This window comes from Actinosynnema sp. NPDC050801, from assembly GCF_040673975.1.
In the GTDB taxonomy this organism is placed as follows: domain Bacteria; phylum Actinomycetota; class Actinomycetes; order Mycobacteriales; family Pseudonocardiaceae; genus Actinosynnema.
In genome coordinates this window covers 926,375-942,037 of record NZ_JBFAQZ010000001.1, presented here as the reverse complement: position 1 = coordinate 942,037, position 15,663 = coordinate 926,375, and the positions used below count along the sequence as shown (strand labels likewise).

The 15,663-nt window shown below is 73.3% G+C and carries 19 protein-coding genes, 1 tRNA gene and 1 pseudogene; 11 read left to right on the top strand and 10 right to left on the bottom strand.

Annotated features, from left to right (window positions below; translation table 11 throughout):
- Positions 1-6: 6 nt before the first annotated feature.
- The 5 genes from AB0K14_RS04750 to AB0K14_RS04730 form a co-directional block, all read right to left on the bottom strand.
- Positions 7-82, bottom strand: a tRNA-Ala gene (locus tag AB0K14_RS04750).
- Between the two features lie 63 nt (positions 83-145).
- Complete coding sequence (gene glpR, locus AB0K14_RS04745; protein ID WP_360463977.1) at positions 146-853, bottom strand: gephyrin-like molybdotransferase receptor GlpR; 708 nt, start codon at positions 851-853, stop codon at positions 146-148.
- A 161-nt stretch (positions 854-1,014) separates the two neighbouring features.
- The gene (locus tag AB0K14_RS04740; protein ID WP_360463980.1) at positions 1,015-1,671 is read right to left on the bottom strand and encodes a GNAT family protein; all 657 of its coding nucleotides are present in this window, start codon (positions 1,669-1,671) and stop codon (positions 1,015-1,017) included.
- Positions 1,672-1,705: 34 nt separating this feature from the next.
- A complete protein-coding gene (glp, locus tag AB0K14_RS04735; protein ID WP_360463984.1) occupies positions 1,706-2,944 on the bottom strand; it encodes a gephyrin-like molybdotransferase Glp in 1,239 nt (412 codons plus the stop codon).
- A gap of 13 nt (positions 2,945-2,957) precedes the next feature.
- Positions 2,958-3,839: a UTP--glucose-1-phosphate uridylyltransferase gene (locus AB0K14_RS04730; RefSeq protein ID WP_360463987.1), complete on the bottom strand. Its 882-nt coding sequence runs from the start codon at positions 3,837-3,839 to the stop codon at positions 2,958-2,960.
- Between the two features lie 38 nt (positions 3,840-3,877).
- Here AB0K14_RS04730 and AB0K14_RS04725 point away from each other — a divergent pair, with 38 nt between their 5' ends.
- From AB0K14_RS04725 to mscL, 5 genes are all read left to right on the top strand, one after another.
- Positions 3,878-4,447: a 5-formyltetrahydrofolate cyclo-ligase gene (locus AB0K14_RS04725; protein ID WP_360463989.1), complete on the top strand. Its 570-nt coding sequence runs from the start codon at positions 3,878-3,880 to the stop codon at positions 4,445-4,447.
- Positions 4,448-4,554: 107 nt separating this feature from the next.
- On the top strand, positions 4,555-4,815 hold the full coding sequence (locus AB0K14_RS04720; protein ID WP_360463992.1) for an FmdB family zinc ribbon protein: 261 nt from the start codon (positions 4,555-4,557) through the stop codon (positions 4,813-4,815).
- 88 nt (positions 4,816-4,903) lie between these two features.
- Positions 4,904-5,413, top strand: a complete 510-nt coding sequence (locus AB0K14_RS04715; protein ID WP_360463995.1) for an SAF domain-containing protein — start codon at positions 4,904-4,906, stop codon at positions 5,411-5,413.
- Positions 5,414-5,784: 371 nt separating this feature from the next.
- Positions 5,785-6,207: a glyoxalase superfamily protein gene (locus AB0K14_RS04710; protein ID WP_360461749.1), complete on the top strand. Its 423-nt coding sequence runs from the start codon at positions 5,785-5,787 to the stop codon at positions 6,205-6,207.
- Between the two features lie 183 nt (positions 6,208-6,390).
- The gene (gene mscL / locus AB0K14_RS04705) at positions 6,391-6,789 is read left to right on the top strand and encodes a large-conductance mechanosensitive channel protein MscL (RefSeq protein ID WP_360461751.1); all 399 of its coding nucleotides are present in this window, start codon (positions 6,391-6,393) and stop codon (positions 6,787-6,789) included.
- 171 nt (positions 6,790-6,960) lie between these two features.
- Here the strand turns inward: mscL and AB0K14_RS04700 are convergent, their stop codons facing one another.
- Both AB0K14_RS04700 and AB0K14_RS04695 read right to left on the bottom strand, forming a co-directional pair.
- On the bottom strand, positions 6,961-7,215 hold the full coding sequence (locus tag AB0K14_RS04700; protein ID WP_360461889.1) for a hypothetical protein: 255 nt from the start codon (positions 7,213-7,215) through the stop codon (positions 6,961-6,963).
- Entirely contained in the window at positions 7,212-7,712 is a 501-nt protein-coding gene (locus tag AB0K14_RS04695) for a molybdenum cofactor biosynthesis protein B (RefSeq protein ID WP_123748144.1), read from the bottom strand. Before AB0K14_RS04695 ends, AB0K14_RS04700 begins: the two co-directional genes overlap by 4 nt.
- A 95-nt stretch (positions 7,713-7,807) precedes the next feature.
- Here AB0K14_RS04695 and AB0K14_RS04690 point away from each other — a divergent pair, with 95 nt between their 5' ends.
- The gene (locus AB0K14_RS04690) at positions 7,808-8,935 is read left to right on the top strand and encodes an NAD-dependent epimerase/dehydratase family protein (RefSeq protein ID WP_360461755.1); all 1,128 of its coding nucleotides are present in this window, start codon (positions 7,808-7,810) and stop codon (positions 8,933-8,935) included.
- Here AB0K14_RS04690 and AB0K14_RS04685 read toward each other — a convergent pair.
- Genes AB0K14_RS04685 through AB0K14_RS04675 form a run of 3 tightly spaced genes read right to left on the bottom strand, consistent with a single transcriptional unit; the run spans position 8,904 to position 11,853 of the window.
- Positions 8,904-9,923: a HAMP domain-containing sensor histidine kinase gene (locus tag AB0K14_RS04685; protein WP_360461758.1), complete on the bottom strand. Its 1,020-nt coding sequence runs from the start codon at positions 9,921-9,923 to the stop codon at positions 8,904-8,906. The genes AB0K14_RS04690 and AB0K14_RS04685 overlap by 32 nt on opposite strands.
- A complete protein-coding gene (locus tag AB0K14_RS04680; protein ID WP_360461761.1) occupies positions 9,923-10,630 on the bottom strand; it encodes a response regulator transcription factor in 708 nt (235 codons plus the stop codon). Before AB0K14_RS04680 ends, AB0K14_RS04685 begins: the two co-directional genes overlap by 1 nt.
- 8 nt (positions 10,631-10,638) lie before the next feature.
- Entirely contained in the window at positions 10,639-11,853 is a 1,215-nt protein-coding gene (locus tag AB0K14_RS04675) for a hypothetical protein (RefSeq protein ID WP_360461886.1), read from the bottom strand.
- A gap of 157 nt (positions 11,854-12,010) precedes the next feature.
- On the opposite strand from AB0K14_RS04675, the pseudogene AB0K14_RS04670 reads away from it, so the two are divergent.
- From AB0K14_RS04670 to AB0K14_RS04650, 5 genes and pseudogenes are all read left to right on the top strand, one after another.
- Positions 12,011-12,646 (top strand): annotated as a pseudogene (locus tag AB0K14_RS04670) (glycosyltransferase family 2 protein); the annotation flags it as partial.
- Positions 12,647-12,873: 227 nt separating this feature from the next.
- Positions 12,874-13,545: a DUF2064 domain-containing protein gene (locus tag AB0K14_RS04665; RefSeq protein WP_360461764.1), complete on the top strand. Its 672-nt coding sequence runs from the start codon at positions 12,874-12,876 to the stop codon at positions 13,543-13,545.
- Complete coding sequence (locus AB0K14_RS04660) at positions 13,542-14,144, top strand: class I SAM-dependent methyltransferase (RefSeq protein WP_360461767.1); 603 nt, start codon at positions 13,542-13,544, stop codon at positions 14,142-14,144. Before AB0K14_RS04665 ends, AB0K14_RS04660 begins: the two co-directional genes overlap by 4 nt.
- Positions 14,141-15,187: a molybdopterin-dependent oxidoreductase gene (locus AB0K14_RS04655; RefSeq protein ID WP_360461770.1), complete on the top strand. Its 1,047-nt coding sequence runs from the start codon at positions 14,141-14,143 to the stop codon at positions 15,185-15,187. The genes AB0K14_RS04660 and AB0K14_RS04655 overlap by 4 nt, the downstream gene beginning before the upstream one ends.
- A complete protein-coding gene (locus AB0K14_RS04650; protein ID WP_360461772.1) occupies positions 15,184-15,582 on the top strand; it encodes a hypothetical protein in 399 nt (132 codons plus the stop codon). Before AB0K14_RS04655 ends, AB0K14_RS04650 begins: the two co-directional genes overlap by 4 nt.
- Positions 15,583-15,663 lie beyond the last annotated feature (81 nt).

Here is a 15,663-nt window from a genome sequence, read left to right as displayed (position 1 = left end):
CCGCATTGGTGGAGCTGAGGGGAATCGAACCCCTGACCTACTCGATGCGAACGAGTCGCGCTACCAACTGCGCTACAGCCCCGTGTTCCGTTGTGGTGCGGGAGGAAGCATATCAGTAGCCGGGGGGTGGTTTTGCCACCCCCCTCTACTCGCCCGACGCCCGTCGGTACGGGAGGGCGTCGGGGCCCTCCAGCTCGACGAACAACGGGTCCTCGTCGTCCGGGTCCACCACGACGGTGCCGGGGCGGACCTCGTGGTGGAACCTGGGCTGCGGGGGCAGACCCGGCTGGTCGCGGTGCGCCTCGGCCTCCGGCGCGGGCTTCGCGGCGGTGGTGGCGGGGGCGTGCGGCCGGTCGCCGGCCGCCGGCCTGCCGCCGGTGCGACGGCGGGCACCCGCGAACCTGGCCACGCGGCGCGCGCGGATGTCCTCCTCGATCCGCACCTGGCGGCGCAGGTACCCGAGGTAGGAGACCAGCGTCACGTCGACCGCGGCGTGGCCCCACCACACCAGCGGGTAGAGCACGCCCGCCACGATGCCGGTGACCACGGCGAGCAGCAGCAACGTCCCGACCACGCGGCGGCGGAAGGCGTACCTCGCCTGGGCCACGATCGCGGCGGTCTCCGGGTCGTAGCCACCTCGGCCGGGGCGGAACGACCGGTGCTCGACGAACTCGTCGGCGTCCGGCTCGTCGTAGTGGTCGTAGTCCTCGAACTCGGCGTCGACATCGGGCATGGCGTCGTACTCCTCCTCCACGCCGCCGCGCGACGCGTCGGCGCGCTTGCGCGCGACCATCGGCACGAGGACGACCAACCAGGCCACGACCAGCCCCACGACGATCAGCGAGCTCGGCATCCCCGTCACCTCCCCCTACCCCGCGGCGCGCTCGGTGGTGCGCATGCCACGCTAGTCACAACAGTCACACCTGTGTCGGAGGCACGCCGACTGGCGTACGTACCAAAGTGTGGTGTATCACCCACTTTCGGGTGATCCGAATAAGCCGGTCGGCCCGCAGATCAGGCGGTTCGGGCGTATCCCTGTGCGACCAATCGGCGTACCAATCCCTCGGGTGCCGCCTCTTCGGCGGTCATCGCGAAGCAGAGGTGGTCACGCCAGTCGCCGGCCACGTCGAGGTACCGCAGGAACAGGCCCTCCTCGCGGAAACCGGCCTTGGCGAGCACCCGGAGGCTGGCCCCGTTCTCCGGTCGGACGGTCGCCTCCAGCCGGTGCAGCCCGCCCTCGCCGAAGCAGTGGTCCACCACGAGCGCCAGCGCCGCCGTGGCCACGCCGCCGCGCGCCCGGTCGGCCGCTACCCAGTAGCCGACCCACGCCGAGCGCAGCGAGCCGCGCACGATGTTGCCCACGGTGATCTGGCCCGCCGGCTCGCCGTCCACGGTGATCATGAACGGCAGCGCCTGGCCGCGCCGGGCCAGGGACTTCAGCGACGACCACTGCGCGGGCCACGCCAGCGGCGAGTTGCGCTCGTGCCACCCCTCGGCGGCCGTGGGTTCCCAGTCCTCCAGGTACGCCCGGTCGCGCAGCCGGGCCCGCGACCACGCCGAGGCGTCGAACAGCTTCGGCGGGCGCAGCGCCACCAGACCCGCGCCGACGCGCAGCGGTCCGAGCCGCGCGGGCCAGCCGGGGTGCCGACCACCGTCACCCGCGAAACTCATCCATCCCCATCTGTGCTCGTCTTCTCGCCCGCACTCAGCCTCGTTGGGCGAGGAAGCTGACCATGACCTCTTCGCCGACCGCCACGTCGGTCACGTCCTCGTCGACCATGATCAGGCAGTTCGCCTCGGCCAACGACGCCAGCAGGTGCGACCCGGAGGTACCCAGCGGCTGCACCAGGTACTCGCCGTTGTCCGCGTCGCGCAGCAGCTGGCCGCGCAGGTAACCGCGCCGCCCCTTGGTCGAGGTCAGCGGCGACAGCAGCCGCGCGCTGACCGCCCGCCGGTACGGGTTGCGCTTGCCCAGCGCGGCCCGGATCAGCGGACGCACCAGCACCTCGAAAACGACCAGGGCGCTCATCGGGTTCGCGGGCAGCAGGAACGTCGGCACCGCGTCCGGTCCGAGCCGGCCGAAGCCCTGCACCGAGCCCGGGTGCATGGCCACCCTGGTCACGTCGACGTCACCCAGGTCGGCGAGCGCGGCACGCACCTCGTCGCCGATGACGCCCCCGACGCCACCCGCGACGACCACGATCTCCGACAGCAGCAACCTGCCCTCGACGACCTCCCGCATCCGGCGCGGGTCGGACGACTGGATCCCGACCCGGCTGACCTCGGCGCCCGCGTCCCGCGCCGCGGCGGCCAGCGCGTAGGAGTTGACGTCGTAGACCTGCCCCTGGCCGGGGGTGCGGTCGACGTCGACCAGCTCCTCGCCGATCGAGATCACCGACACCCGCGGCCGGGGGTGGACCAGCACCTTGTTGCGGCCGACCGCGGCGAGCAGGCCGACCTGGGCGGCGCCGATGGACGCGCCGCGGCGCACCGCGACGTCACCGGTCTGCACGTCCTCGCCGGTGCGCCGCACGAACGCCGCGGACGGCACCGAGCGCCGCACGGTCACCTTCACCGGGTGACCGTCGGTGTCGCCGCCGTCGATGTAGGCCAGGGGCACCACGGCGTCGGCCAGCGTGGGCAGCGGCGCGCCGGTCGCGACCCGGACCGCCTGCCCGGGTTGCAGCCGTCTGGGCTGGCGCGACCCCGCGGGGATCTCGCCGACCACGGGAAGCGTGACCGGTTCCTCGTTGGCGGCCTGCACGTCGACGCTGCGCACGGCGTAGCCGTCGACCGCCGCCTGGTCGAAACCGGGCAACGCGCGCTCGGCGACGACCTCCTCGGCGCAGAGCAGGCCCTGCGACTCGGAGATGGCCACCCGCACGGGGGCCGGCCGCACGGCGGCGGCGACCACCTTGGCGAGCTGCTCGTCCACTGACCTCATGTGTTGACCTCGTTCAGGAGTCGGCGAGGCGTGCCCGCAACCACTCCCCCAGCTCGGGCCCGTAATCCGGGTGCTCAAGTGCGAAGTCAACCGCAGCTTTGAGGAATCCCCCCGGATTGCCCAGGTCGTGTCGCCCACCCCGGTGGACCACGACGTGCACCGGGTGACCCTCGTTGATCAGCAGCGCGATGGCGTCGGTGAGCTGGAGCTCGCCGCCCGCGCCGGGCGTGATGCGCTTGAGCGCGTCGAAGATCGCCCGGTCGAGCAGGTAGCGGCCGGCCGCGGCGAACGTGGACGGCGCGTCCTCGGGCTTGGGCTTCTCGACCATGCCGACGACCCGCTTGACGTCGTCCTCACCGGTGTCCTCGACGTCGAAGACGCCGTAGGCGGAGATCTGGTCCCTGGGGATGTCGAACGCGCACAGCACGCTGCCGCCGTGCTTCTCGCGGACCGCGGCCATCGTCTTCAGCACGCCCGTGGGGAGCACGAGGTCGTCCGGCAGCAGCACGGCGACGGCCTCGTCCTCGCCGGTCAGGTTGCCCTCCGCGCAGCCGACCGCGTGGCCGAGGCCCAGGGCCTTGTCCTGGAGCGCGGTCTCGACGGTGAGCAGGTTCGACGCGCGGCGGACCTTGGCCAGCAGGTCGGTCTTGCCGCGCTCTTCGAGCGTCGCCTCCAGCTCCGGCTGCGGGCGGAAGTACTCCGCCACGGCGTCCTTGCCGGGTGAGGTCACGATCACGAGCTTCGTCGCGCCCGCTTCGGCGGCTTCGGTGGCGACCAGCTCGATGCCGGGGGTGTCGACGACCGGCAGCAGCTCCTTGGGCACCGCCTTGGTGGTGGGGAGGAAGCGCGTGCCCAGGCCTGCCGCCGGCACGATTGCTGTCTGGAAGGCGCTCATGAGCTGCGAGCGTAACGGCGCGCTTAGGGTGACCTGCCATGACGTCCGGTGAACGTGATCGGAAGGCGACTCTGCGCGCACGGCTGCGGGCCGCACGGCGCGGCGCGGTGATGCCCGCGATGTCGACCGAGGTGCTGCTCACCCTCGCCGAGTTCACCGTTTCCGCTGGTGAGACCGTCTGTGCCTATGCCGCTTCGGACGCGGAGCCCGGCTCGTTGGCCATGGTGGACGCCCTGCGGTCGCGCGGGCTGCGGGTGTTGCTGCCCGTGGTCGTCGGCGACGAGCTGGACTGGGCCGCGTACGACGGCCGGCTGCGCGTGGGCGCGTTCGGCCTGCGGGAACCGGTGGGCCCGTCGCTTGGTGCGGCGGCGGTGCGTTCGGCGGCGTTGGTGCTGGTGCCGGCGCTGGCCGTCGACCACTCGGGGGTGCGGTTGGGCAAGGGCGGGGGCTACTACGACCGGGCGCTGAGGTTGTCCACAGGTCCGAAGGTGGCTCTTGTGCGCGACGAGGAGTTCGTGCCGTCGTTGCCGGCGGAACCACATGACGTCCGGGTGGACGCGGTGCTGACACCCGGACGGGGGGTCGTGCGACTGCCGTTGGCGACGTAGCTGTGACGTTGACCTGTGATGTTTGCGCCACATATGCCGGGTGGCGCATCATCGTTGTTGGCACTCGTGACGGAGGAGTGCCAACCAGGACTCGTGGAGGGCTCACCGTGCCGACCTACCAGTACGCCTGCACCGAGTGCGACCACCGGTTCGAGGCGGTGCAGTCCTTCTCGGACACCGCGTTGACCGCGTGCCCCGAGTGCTCCGGCAAGCTGCGCAAGCTCTACGGCGCGGTCGGTGTCGTGTTCAAGGGCAGCGGCTTCTACCGGACCGACAGCCGTTCGTCGTCCGCGCCGAAGACCGAGGCGCCCGCCGCCAAGAAGACCGAGACCGCGTCCGCCACCACCCCGGCCGCCGCCGCCTCCTGACCCACCAGTTGTCCACAGGCCCCCGAGCTGTCCACAGCTCGGGGGTTCCCGCTGTCCCCCCGAGCACCCCGTCCCTAACGTCGGGACCATGCTCCTGCACCTGAGAAGGATCCTGGCGGCCCTGCTGACCCTGGTCGCCATCGGCCTGGCCGTCCTCCCGGACGGTGCCACCGTCGACCTCCTCGTCGCCGCCCACGACCTCGCCCCGGGCGTCCCCCTGGGTCCGGACGACGTGCGCGTGATCGCCGTACCACCCACCCTCTCGCCCGCCGGGGCAATCCCCCGATCCGACGCCCTGGGCCGCGCCCTGGTCTCCGCCGCACGATCAGGCGAACCACTGACCGATGCCCGCTTAGCCCCGATCGACCCGGACGTGTCCTCCGTAGCCGTCCGACTGGCCGACTCCGCCCTGGCGGGCCTGCTGAGGCCGGGCAGCCGAGTCGACGTGGTGGGCCCAAGCGCCCAAGTCCTCGCCACCGACGCCTCAGTAGTCACCGTCCGCGAGGACAACCTGGTGATCATCTCCACCGCCCGCACCGCCGCCAACCACATAGCCACCGAATCCCTGACCGGCCCAGTAGCCCTAACCCTGCGCTAACCCCCGCCACCCCCGACCCCCGCACCGAACCTCCACCCACAAGCCGCCCCCAACGGCCCGCCACCTCCGCACCGGACCCACAACGGCCCGCCATCCCCCGCACCGGACCCACACCGCCCCCGCCACCCTCACCCCCGGACCCACCACCCCTGCACCGGTCCCACAACGGCCCCGGAACACCCCCACCGAGGCTCGATTTGACATGGGTTCGGGTGCCATAGGCTGGACGAAGCCGGGCAGGCTTGGCGGACGCTCTTCCCGCCAGGCCTGCCCGGCTTTGGCCTGCCTGGGGTGCCCGTAAGGGCCCCATGTCAAATCGAGCCGGACCCGACCCGAGCTCACCCACCACCACCGCCACCAGGGAGAACACCATGGACTGGAAGCTGGAAGTCGTCATCGTCCCCGTATCCGACGTCGACCGCGCCAAGGCCTTCTACACCGACAAGCTCGGCTTCACCCTCGACACCGACCACCGCGCCGGCGACGGCGATGCCTTCCGCGTCGTCCAGGTCACCCCACCGGGCTCGGCGTGCTCCCTCGTCTTCGGCAAGGGTCTCGGCGACAGCGGCGCGCCCGGCTCGCTCAAGGGCTGCCAACTGGTCGTCTCCGACATCGAAGCCGCCCACGCCCACCTCGAAGCGAACGGGGTCGGCAACTCCGGGCCCCAGCACTTCGAGAACGGCGCGATGGCTCCCGGGCGGGACCCGGCCGGCGCCGACTACAACTCCTTCATCTTCTTCGACGACCCGGACGGCAACACGTGGTCTGTCCAGGAGGTCAAGCGATCCGCTTGACCCCCTCCCCCTGACGCTCTCCCGCTGACGTCCCAGCGGGACAACGTTCACCCGGCCTCGGCCCCGGCCTCGCTGCGCGTGGAGGCGACACACGTACCCGGAGCGTCACCGACCCGAACCTGAGCCGTTACCCTCCGCTGACCCGCACCCCCATCCCCCCACCCCGAACGGAGGAGCCACACCATGATCAAGGGCTTCAAGGACTTCCTCATGCGCGGCAACGTGATCGACCTCGCCGTGGCGGTGGTCATCGGCACCGCGTTCACCGCCATCGTCACCGCGTTCACGTCGCACCTGATCAACCCGATCATCGCGGTGTTCGGCGGCAGCAACGTCAACGGCCTGGCGGTGCAGCTCGGCGACAACGACAAGACCGTCATGGACTTCGGCGCGATCATCACAGCCTTGATCAACTTCCTGATCGTGGCCGCGATCGTCTACTTCATCTTCGTCCTGCCGATGAACAAGCTGAAGGAGCGGCGCAAGCGGGGCGAGGAGGCCGGTCCGTCCGAGCCGACCGACGTCGAGCTGCTCAAGGAGATCCGCGATCTCCTCGCCGCCCAACACCAGCGCCAGGACTGACCCCCGCCGCAACCCCGCCCACGAGCACCCGAACACCGCCTCACGGCTGTCGGAGGCACTCGAACACCGCCTCAGGGCCGTGGGTGGCCGGCCCTTCCGCCGGCCACCATCTCCGGCCACCATCGGCGGCCACCGATCCTCGGCTACCGATCTCGGCCGACCCCTGGACGCCTAACCGCCGTGGTGCGGCGGCCGGTTCTCCTCGTACCACCGGTCGTCGCGCCCACTCGGGCGCGGCTCGTCCGCCGAGCCCTCCGGCAGCACGTCCCCGAACACCTCCGCCAGCCGACGACGCCGCGCCGCCTCCTCCGCGGCAGCACCACCGCCCGCAGGTCCACCACCGGCAGCACCACCGGCGGCAGCACCACCAGCAGCACCACCAGCAGCGGAATCGGGGACGACGGCGTCGTCAGCGGGCTCGGTCACGCCTCGTCGAGACCCGACAGCTGTTCGATCACGTACGGCACCAGCGCCGACAACGTCGCCATGCCGTCACGCACCGCCGACCGCGACCCGGCCAGGTTCACCACGAGGGTGCTGCCGGACACGCCGACCAGCCCCCGCGAAATACCCGCGTCGACGGCTCCCGCCGCCAACCCCGAGGCCCGGAGCGCCTCGGCGATGCCACTGATCGGCCGGTCGAGCACGCCCTGTGTGGCGTCCGGTGTGACGTCGCGCGGCGACACGCCGGTGCCGCCGACCGTGACCACCAAGTCGACCCCACCGATGACCGCGGTGTTCAGTGCGGCGCGGATGCCCACGACCTCACCCTCCACCGCGACCGTGCCGTCGACGATGAACCCTGCTTCCTCCAGCAACTCGGTGACCAGCGGTCCTGTGCTGTCGTCGTGCTCACCGTGCGCCACCCGGTCGTCCACGATCACGACAAGGGCGCGTCCCAGGCGCTGCGCGCTGCGTTCCATGCGCGTCACCGTAACCAATCAATGGATCTGACGGTTCCGTGACGTCACGCTGTCGCACCGGGCGATCCCCCCGAACCGCCCCTAACTTCGGTGACGTGCGCGTTCTCCTCACCGGCGGGGCCGGGTTCATCGGCTCACACATCGCCGACCGACTGACCGAACAGGACCACGACGTCGTCGTCCTCGACGCCTACCTCCCCCAAGCCCACCACCCCCGACCCGACCACACCCACCCCGACCACACCCACCCCCCAGCCGCCGCCCGCCCCCCAACCGCCCGCCCCCCAACCGCCCGCCCCCCAACCGCCCACCACCCAACCGCCCACCACCCAACCGCCCACGACGTCACCGACCTCGACACGGTGAAGAACCTCCTCGACGGAGTGGACGTCGTCTGCCACCAGGCCGCCGTCGTCGGCCACGGGCTCGACCCGTCCGACGCGCCCCTCTACGCCCGCAACAACGACCTCGGCACCGCCGTCCTGCTCGCCGCGATGCACCAGACCGGCGTGAAGCACCTGGTCATGGCGTCGTCGATGGTGGTCTACGGCGAGGGCCGCTACGAGTGCGCCGAGCACGGCGTCGTCCGGGCCGCACCCCGCCGCCAGGCCGACCTCGACCAGGGCCGCTACGAACCGCCGTGCCCGCACTGCGGCAGCCCCCTGGAGCCGCGCCTGGTCCCCGAACACGCCCCACCGGACCCCCGCAGCACCTACGCCGCCAGCAAGCTCGCCCAGGAGCACTACGCGGCCGCGTGGGCCCGCCAGACGGGCGGCGCGGTGTGGGCGCTGCGCTACCACAACGTGTACGGCCCGAGGATGCCCAAAGACACCCCGTACGCGGGCGTGGCGAGCCTGTTCCGCAGCGCCCTGGAACGCGGCGAGGCGCCCACCGTCCTCGAAGACGGCCGACAGCGCCGCGACTTCGTGCACGTCACCGACGTGGCGCGGGCCAACGCCCTGGCCCTGCACCGACCCGGCGCACCCGGCACGTTCACCGCGCTCAACATCTGCTCCGGCGAGCCGCACACCGTCGGCGACCTCGCCACCCACCTGGCGCAGGCGTGCGGCGGCCCCCTGCCGCGCGTCGTCGGCGGCGCACGTCCGGCCGACGTCCGGCACGTCGTCGCCGACCCGACCAAGGCCCGCGAGCTGCTGGGCTTCCACGCCGAGACGCCCTTCGCGGCCGGGGTCAAGCAGTTCGCAACGGACCCCCTGCGCTGAGCGGCAGCCGCACCTCGAACCGGCAGCCGGGCCCGTGGTTGCGGGCGGCGATCGTGCCCTGGTGCGCCTCGACCAGGCCACGCGCGATCGCCAGCCCCAAGCCGCCGCCGACCGGCTGCCGGTGCGGCGCGCCGCGGAACGCCACGTCGAACACCCTGGGCAGGTCGGCCTCGGGGATGCCGCCGCAGGCGTCGTCCACGCGCAGCAGCGCCGACGAGCCCTCCACGTCCACCTGCACGGCGACCGTCCCGTCCGGCGGGGTGTGCCGGATCGCGTTGGACAGCAGGTTGCGCACCACCCGCGCCAGCTCCGGGTCGCTGCCCAGCACCACCGGCCAGGTCGCCGCCCCGGCCTCCAGCCGCACGCCCTTGCGCGACGCGACCGGGCCCTCCGCCGCCACGACCCCGCTCACCACGTCCGCCAGCGACACCTCCGACAGCGTCAGCCGCAACGCTCCCGCGGTGATGCGGGACAGCTCGAACAGGTCGTCCACCATCCCGGACAGCGCCTCGGCCTCGGTGGAGATCCGCCCCGCGTACTGGGCGACCTCGTCGCGCCGGGACACCACCCCGTCCTCCAGCGCCTCGGCCATCGCCCGGATGCCGGCCAACGGCGTGCGCAGGTCGTGGCTGATCCACGCCACCAGTTCACGCCGGGACGCCTCGGCGGCCCGTTCCCGGGCCCGCGCCTCGCGCTCCCACACGCTGCGCCGTGCCAGCGCCCGGCCCAGCAGCACCGCCGTCGGCACCGTCACCAGCGCCACCAGCAGGCAGACCAGCACGGTCGTGGTGAGGATCGGGGTGAACATGAACCCGCTCACCGCCAGCACGCCGCCGATCGTCGCCACCACCGGCACGATCGCCAGCACGGTCAGCGCGGTGGCCAGCGACCCGCTCCACAACCGCCGCAGCACCACCGCCCCGAGCAGCGCCAGCGGCAGCGAGAACAGCACCGCGTACGGCAGGATGTGGTAGAGCTCGACCAGCATCACGCACCACCGTCGTACCGGTAGCCGACACCCCACACGGTGGCTATCCGCACCGGCCGCGCCGGGTCGGCCTCGACCTTCTCCCGCAACCGTCGCACGTGGACGGTCACGGTGGACTGGTCGCCGAACTCCCAGCCCCACACCCGCGACAGCAGCTCGCTGCGGCTGAACGCGGTGCCCCGGTGGGTCAGGAAGAACACCAGCAGGTCGAACTCCCGCGTGGTCAGCGACAGCTCCCGCCCGTCCAGCGACGCCGACCGCGCGCCGACGTCCACCCTCAGCCCGCCGTCCCGCAGCCCGTCGTCCTCCACCACCGACGACCGCGCCGCCGTCACCCGTGACCGGCGCAGCACCGACGTCACCCGCAACGCCAGCTCGCGCGGGCTGAACGGCTTGGTCACGTAGTCGTCCGCGCCGAGCTGGAGCCCCGCGATCCGGTCCTCCTCCTCGCCCAGCGCGGTCAGCATCACCACCGGCACCGCGCTGCGGACCCGCAGCCGGCGGCAGACCTCCAGCCCGTCCAGGCCCGGCAGCATCAGGTCCAGCACCACCAGGTCCGGCTCGCGCTCGGCGAACCGGCGCAGGGCGCCTTCGCCGTCGCCGACCAGCTCGACCTCGTGCCCGGCCAGCTCCAGGTAGCGGCGCACCACGTCGCGCACGGTCACGTCGTCGTCCACGACGAGCACCCGCCCGGTAGTCCCATCCATCTCGCGCCTCACCAGTTGGTCAACAGGAGGTGGTTGACCGCGAGCGCGGTCACCCCTTGCGCCGCCAGCCACGTCCGCCGCCGGTCCGGCACGAGCACGACCAGCCACACGGTGAACGGCAGCCAGATCCGCTCCACCTCGGCCTTGCTCAAGCCGGACACGTCGGCGACCAGGATGGCCACCGCCGCCGCTGCCGCCAGTGTGGCGCACGCACCGGCGACTCCCGAGCGATCACGCCACCGCGCGGCGAACGGCGCGAACCCGCAGGCGAGCACGGCGGCGGCCAGGTTCGCCCACACCCAGTAGCCGTAGGAGCGCGAGGACGCGATGCCCTGGTAGTACCGCTCGACCACCAGGTGGTAGCCGTCGAGCCACCAGAACCCGAGTGCCGCGAACACCGCCACCACCCCCGACGCGCCCAGCACCGCCAGGCCGATCCGCCGCCAGTCGCGCCCCGGAGGCGAGGCCCACAGCACCGCGAGGGCGAGCACGCCGATCAGCACCAGCCCGTACGACAGGAACACGGCGAACCCGAGCACCACACCACCGGCCAACGCGCGCCGGGTGGCCAGCAGGGCGATCCCGCACGCCGTGACGCCCGCGAACAGCCCGTCCGCCGACACGCCCATCCACACCGCGCCGGGGAACAGCGCCACGAACGGCAGCACGGCCCGTGCGCGCTCCTCGGACGCCACGGCCCGCACGGTCACCGGCACCGCGACCGCCGTCAGCGCGCCGACCAGCACCACGAAGGCGGAGGCCCACGCGCCACCGGACAGCCCGACCCGGTCCAGCCCGACGAACACCAGCAGCGCGCCCGGCGGGTGCCCGGACACGTGCGTGGTCCACGAGTCGGGCTGGAAGTCCAGGATCCGGGAGGAGAACTCCCGCAGCACCACGCCGACGTCGGTCACGCCCGGCACCTCGTGCAGGTACTCGTCGCCCGTGGTCAGGCGTCCGGCGAAGCCCCGGTCCCACCCGTCCACCAGGGCCAGCGAGGACGTCCACGCCACGGCGGTCGCGTACCCGGCCCCCAGCGCCACCCGCCAGGGCAGCCGCCCGGCCAGGTCCGGACCCCGCACCACGACGAGCAACGCGACCAGCACGGCTACCGGCGTGCCGATGCCGACGTGCGGGAACCAGCCGGCGAACAGCGGTGGCGCGCCCGCGAACGTGCGCTCACCGCCCAGGACCACGCCGACCGCGGCGGCCGAGGCGACCAGGGCCGCGGCGGCCAGGACACGGAGCACACGGCCACGGTAAGCCGCCCGCGCCCTATCCGGGGTGCTGCGGCGGCAACCGTCAGCGGTCCGTAAGAACTGGCGCACACGTCAGGATTCGGTAAGCGCCACAACGGTTTTCGGGCGTCCACGACGGACCATGCTGTGGTCCGTGGACGAAATCGACGTGGTGCTCCCCTGCCTGGACGAAGCGGCGGCGCTGCCGGGCGTGCTGCGGGCCATGCCCGCCGGCTACCGGCCGCTGGTGGTGGACAACGGATCGCGTGACGGCTCACCGGACATCGCCCGCTCGTGGGGCGCGGAGGTGGTGCACGAGCCCCGGCCCGGGTACGGCGCGGCCGTGCACACGGGCGTCGAGCGCGCGCGCTCGGAGGTGGTGTGCGTGCTCGACGCGGACGGCTCGCTGGACCCGCGTGAGCTGCCGGACCTGGTGGCGTTGCTCGCCCGGGCCGACCTCGCCGTGGGTCGGCGGGTGCCGGAGGCGGGCAGTTGGCCTTGGCACGCGCGGGCGGGCAACGCGGTGCTGGCGGGGTTGCTGCGGCGCAAGGGGTTGCCGGTGCACGACATCGCGCCGATGCGGGCGTTCCGCCGACAGGACCTGCTGGACCTGGGGGTCGAGGACCGCGCGTTCGGCTACCCGCTCGAACTGCTGCTGCGCGCGGCCGCGGCCGGGTGGCGGGTGGTGGAGCGGGACGTCCGCTACGGGCCGCGGGCGGCGGGCACGAGGTCGAAGGTGTCCGGTTCGGTGCGCGGCACCGTGCGCGCGGTGCGCGACATGGCGGCAGTCGCCCACAGGGATGCAGCCCACAGGGATGCAGCCCACAGGGATGCAGCCCACAGGGATGCAGCACAGCAGGGTGTTGCCCAGCGGGGTGTCACGCAAAAGGGTGCGGCACAGGAAGGCCTGGCACAGGAAGGCGTGGCACAGAAAGGTTTGGCACAGAAAGGTTTGGCACGGAAAGGCGTGGCGCAGAAGGACGTGGCGCACGAGGGCGGGGAGCGATGAGCGCCGGCCGACCCACGACGAGCCTGCTCGTGGTCGCCAAGGCACCCGTGCCCGGCCTGGCCAAGACGCGGCTCTGCCCGCCCGCGACGCCCGAGGAGGCGGCCGACGTCGCCGCCGCCGCGCTGCTGGACACCCTCGACGCCGTCCTGCGCACCCCGCGCGTGCGGCCGGTCGTGGCGCTGACCGGCTCGCTCGCCGACGCACGCCGGTCGACCGGGATCCGGGCGGCGCTGCGGCACTGCACCGTGCTCGCCCAGCGGGGCGCGTCGTTCGCCGACCGGCTGGCCAACGCGCACGCCGACACCCACCGCGTGCACGGCCTGCCGGTGTTCCAGATCGGCATGGACACCCCTCAGGTCACTCCGGCCCTGCTGGCCGAGTCCGTCGAACGGCTGGGCGGGCACGACGCGGTGCTCGGACCGGCGGCCGACGGCGGTTGGTGGGCGCTCGGGCTCAACCAGCCGGGGTTGGCGGCCAACCTCCGCACCGTGCCGATGTCCCGGTCCGACACCGGCGCGCTGACGCTGCTGGCGCTGGGCGACCGCGACACCGGCCTGCTGCCCGTGCTGTCCGATGTGGACGACGTGGCCACCGCGCACCAGGTCGCCGCCACCGTGCCGCACACCCGCTTCGCCGCCGCCCTCGCGCACCTCGGGGCGCTGCGGTGACCGCGTTCGACGTCGGCCTCCGCGGCGCGGAGTGCCGGCTCGACCTCGCGGGCGGCGACCACGTGCCGCTGCCGGTCGACCGGTGGCACGACGACGCGAACGACGCCGACCAGGTCCTGCTCGACGCCTGCCACGGCCCGACGGTCGACCTCGGTTGCGGGCCGGGCCGGCTGGTGGCGGCCCTGGTGCGCCGCGGCGTCGTGGCCCTGGGCGTGGACAACTCGCCGCTGGCCGTCGCCCTCACCCGGTCCCGGGGCGGCCTCGCGCTGCACCGCGACGTGTTCTCCCGGCTGCCCGGCACCGGGCGGTGGGCGCACGTGCTGCTCGCCGACGGCAACATCGGCATCGGCGGCGACCCGGTCGTGCTGCTCCGCCGTGCCCGCGGACTCCTGCACCGGCACGGGAGCGTGCTGGTCGAGGTCGAACCGCCGGGCTGCGGGGTGCGCCGGGAACGGGCGCGGGTGGCGGGCGGCGCGTGGTTCGACTGGGCGCGGGTCGACGCGCGGGCCGTCACGCCCACCGCCGCGCGGGCCGGGCTGAGGCCGCGGTGGCTGGTCGAGCGCGACGGGCGCTGGTTCACCGAGCTGGTGCGGTCGTGAAGCGCACGTCCAGCCCGCACACCGCCACCCGCGTCGGCCGGTGGCTGGGCATCGCGTTCGGCCTGTGCTTCGTCACCGGGCTGCTCAGCCATTACATCCAGCACCCGCCGGGGTGGTTCGCCTGGCCGACCCGCCCGGTCGGGCTCTACCGGGTCACGCAGGGCGTGCACGTCACGTCGGGCGTGGCCGCGATCCCGCTGCTGCTGGCGAAGCTGTGGACGGTCCACCCGAAGCTGTTCGAACGGCCGGTGGTGCGGTCGCTGCCGCACGCGCTGGAACGCGCCTCGATCTTCGTGCTGCTCGGCGCGTCGTTCTTCGAGCTGGTCACGGGCCTGTTCAACGCCACGCAGAACTACCCGTGGCGGTTCTTCTTCCCGCCCGCGCACCACGCGGTGGCCTGGATCGCGGTCGGTGCGCTGCTCGTGCACGTCGCGGTGAAGCTGCCGCTGATGCGCACGCCCGCCGAGGAGGTGCGCCGGGGCACGCTCAGCCGGCGGGGCTTCCTGCTCGCCACGGGCGTTGCGGCGGCGGTCGCGGTGCTCGCCACGGCGGGCGGCACGGTGCCGTGGCTGCGCACCGCCTCGGTGCTGGGCACGCGGTCGGTCCGGCTCCCGGTCAACCGCACCGCGTCGGCCGCGGGGGTGTCCGCCGTGGACGGGGACTGGCGGCTGACCGTCGGCTCCCGCCGGTTCTCCCGGGCCGAGCTCGAAGCGCTGCCGCAGACCACGGCCGAGCTGCCGATCGCCTGCGTGGAGGGGTGGAGCGCGTCGGCGCGGTGGACCGGTGTGCCGGTGCGCGACCTGCTGGCGCTGGCGGGCGTCGAGCCGGGGGACGTGCGGGTGGAGTCCTTGGAGCGCGACGGGCTCTACCGCGCGAGCACGCTGCCCGCCGCGCACGCCCGCGACCCGTTGACGCTGCTCGCGCTCGCGGTCGACGGCGAGACCCTGTCCCTGGACCACGGCTACCCGTGCCGGCTGATCGCCCCGAGCCGGCCGGGCGTGACGCAGACCAAGTGGGTCGCCCGGCTGGAGGTCGTCCGATGAGGTGGGTGATCGGCGCGCTGGGTGCGGCCATGGGCGCGTGGGGCGCGTTGCTGCTGGTGCCGCTGGTCGACGTGGACCTGGCGCTGTGGTTCGTCGGCGGCCCGGTCGTGCACGACCTCGTGCTCGCACCGCTGTTCGGCGGGGTCGGCCTGCTGATCGCCCGCTGGGTGCCGAAGCCGTGGCGGGCGGCGGTGCGGGTCGGCGGCGCGCTCACCGGCGTGCTCGTGCTGCTCGCCGTCCCGCTGCTGTGGCGGCCGTTCGCGGGCCCGCCCAACCCCGGCCTGGACGACCGGGACTACCTGGTCGGGCTGCTGGTGGCGACCGGCGCGGTGTGGCTCGGCGTGGCCGCGGTCGCGCTCGTCGCGCACCGCAAGAGGCCGCACGCCGGCAGGTGAGGGGAACCTGCCGGGTGCGGCCTCCACAAACCGGCTCGGGGCACGTCGAGCCGGTGGTTCGGGTGGTAGGGATCCGGGCGG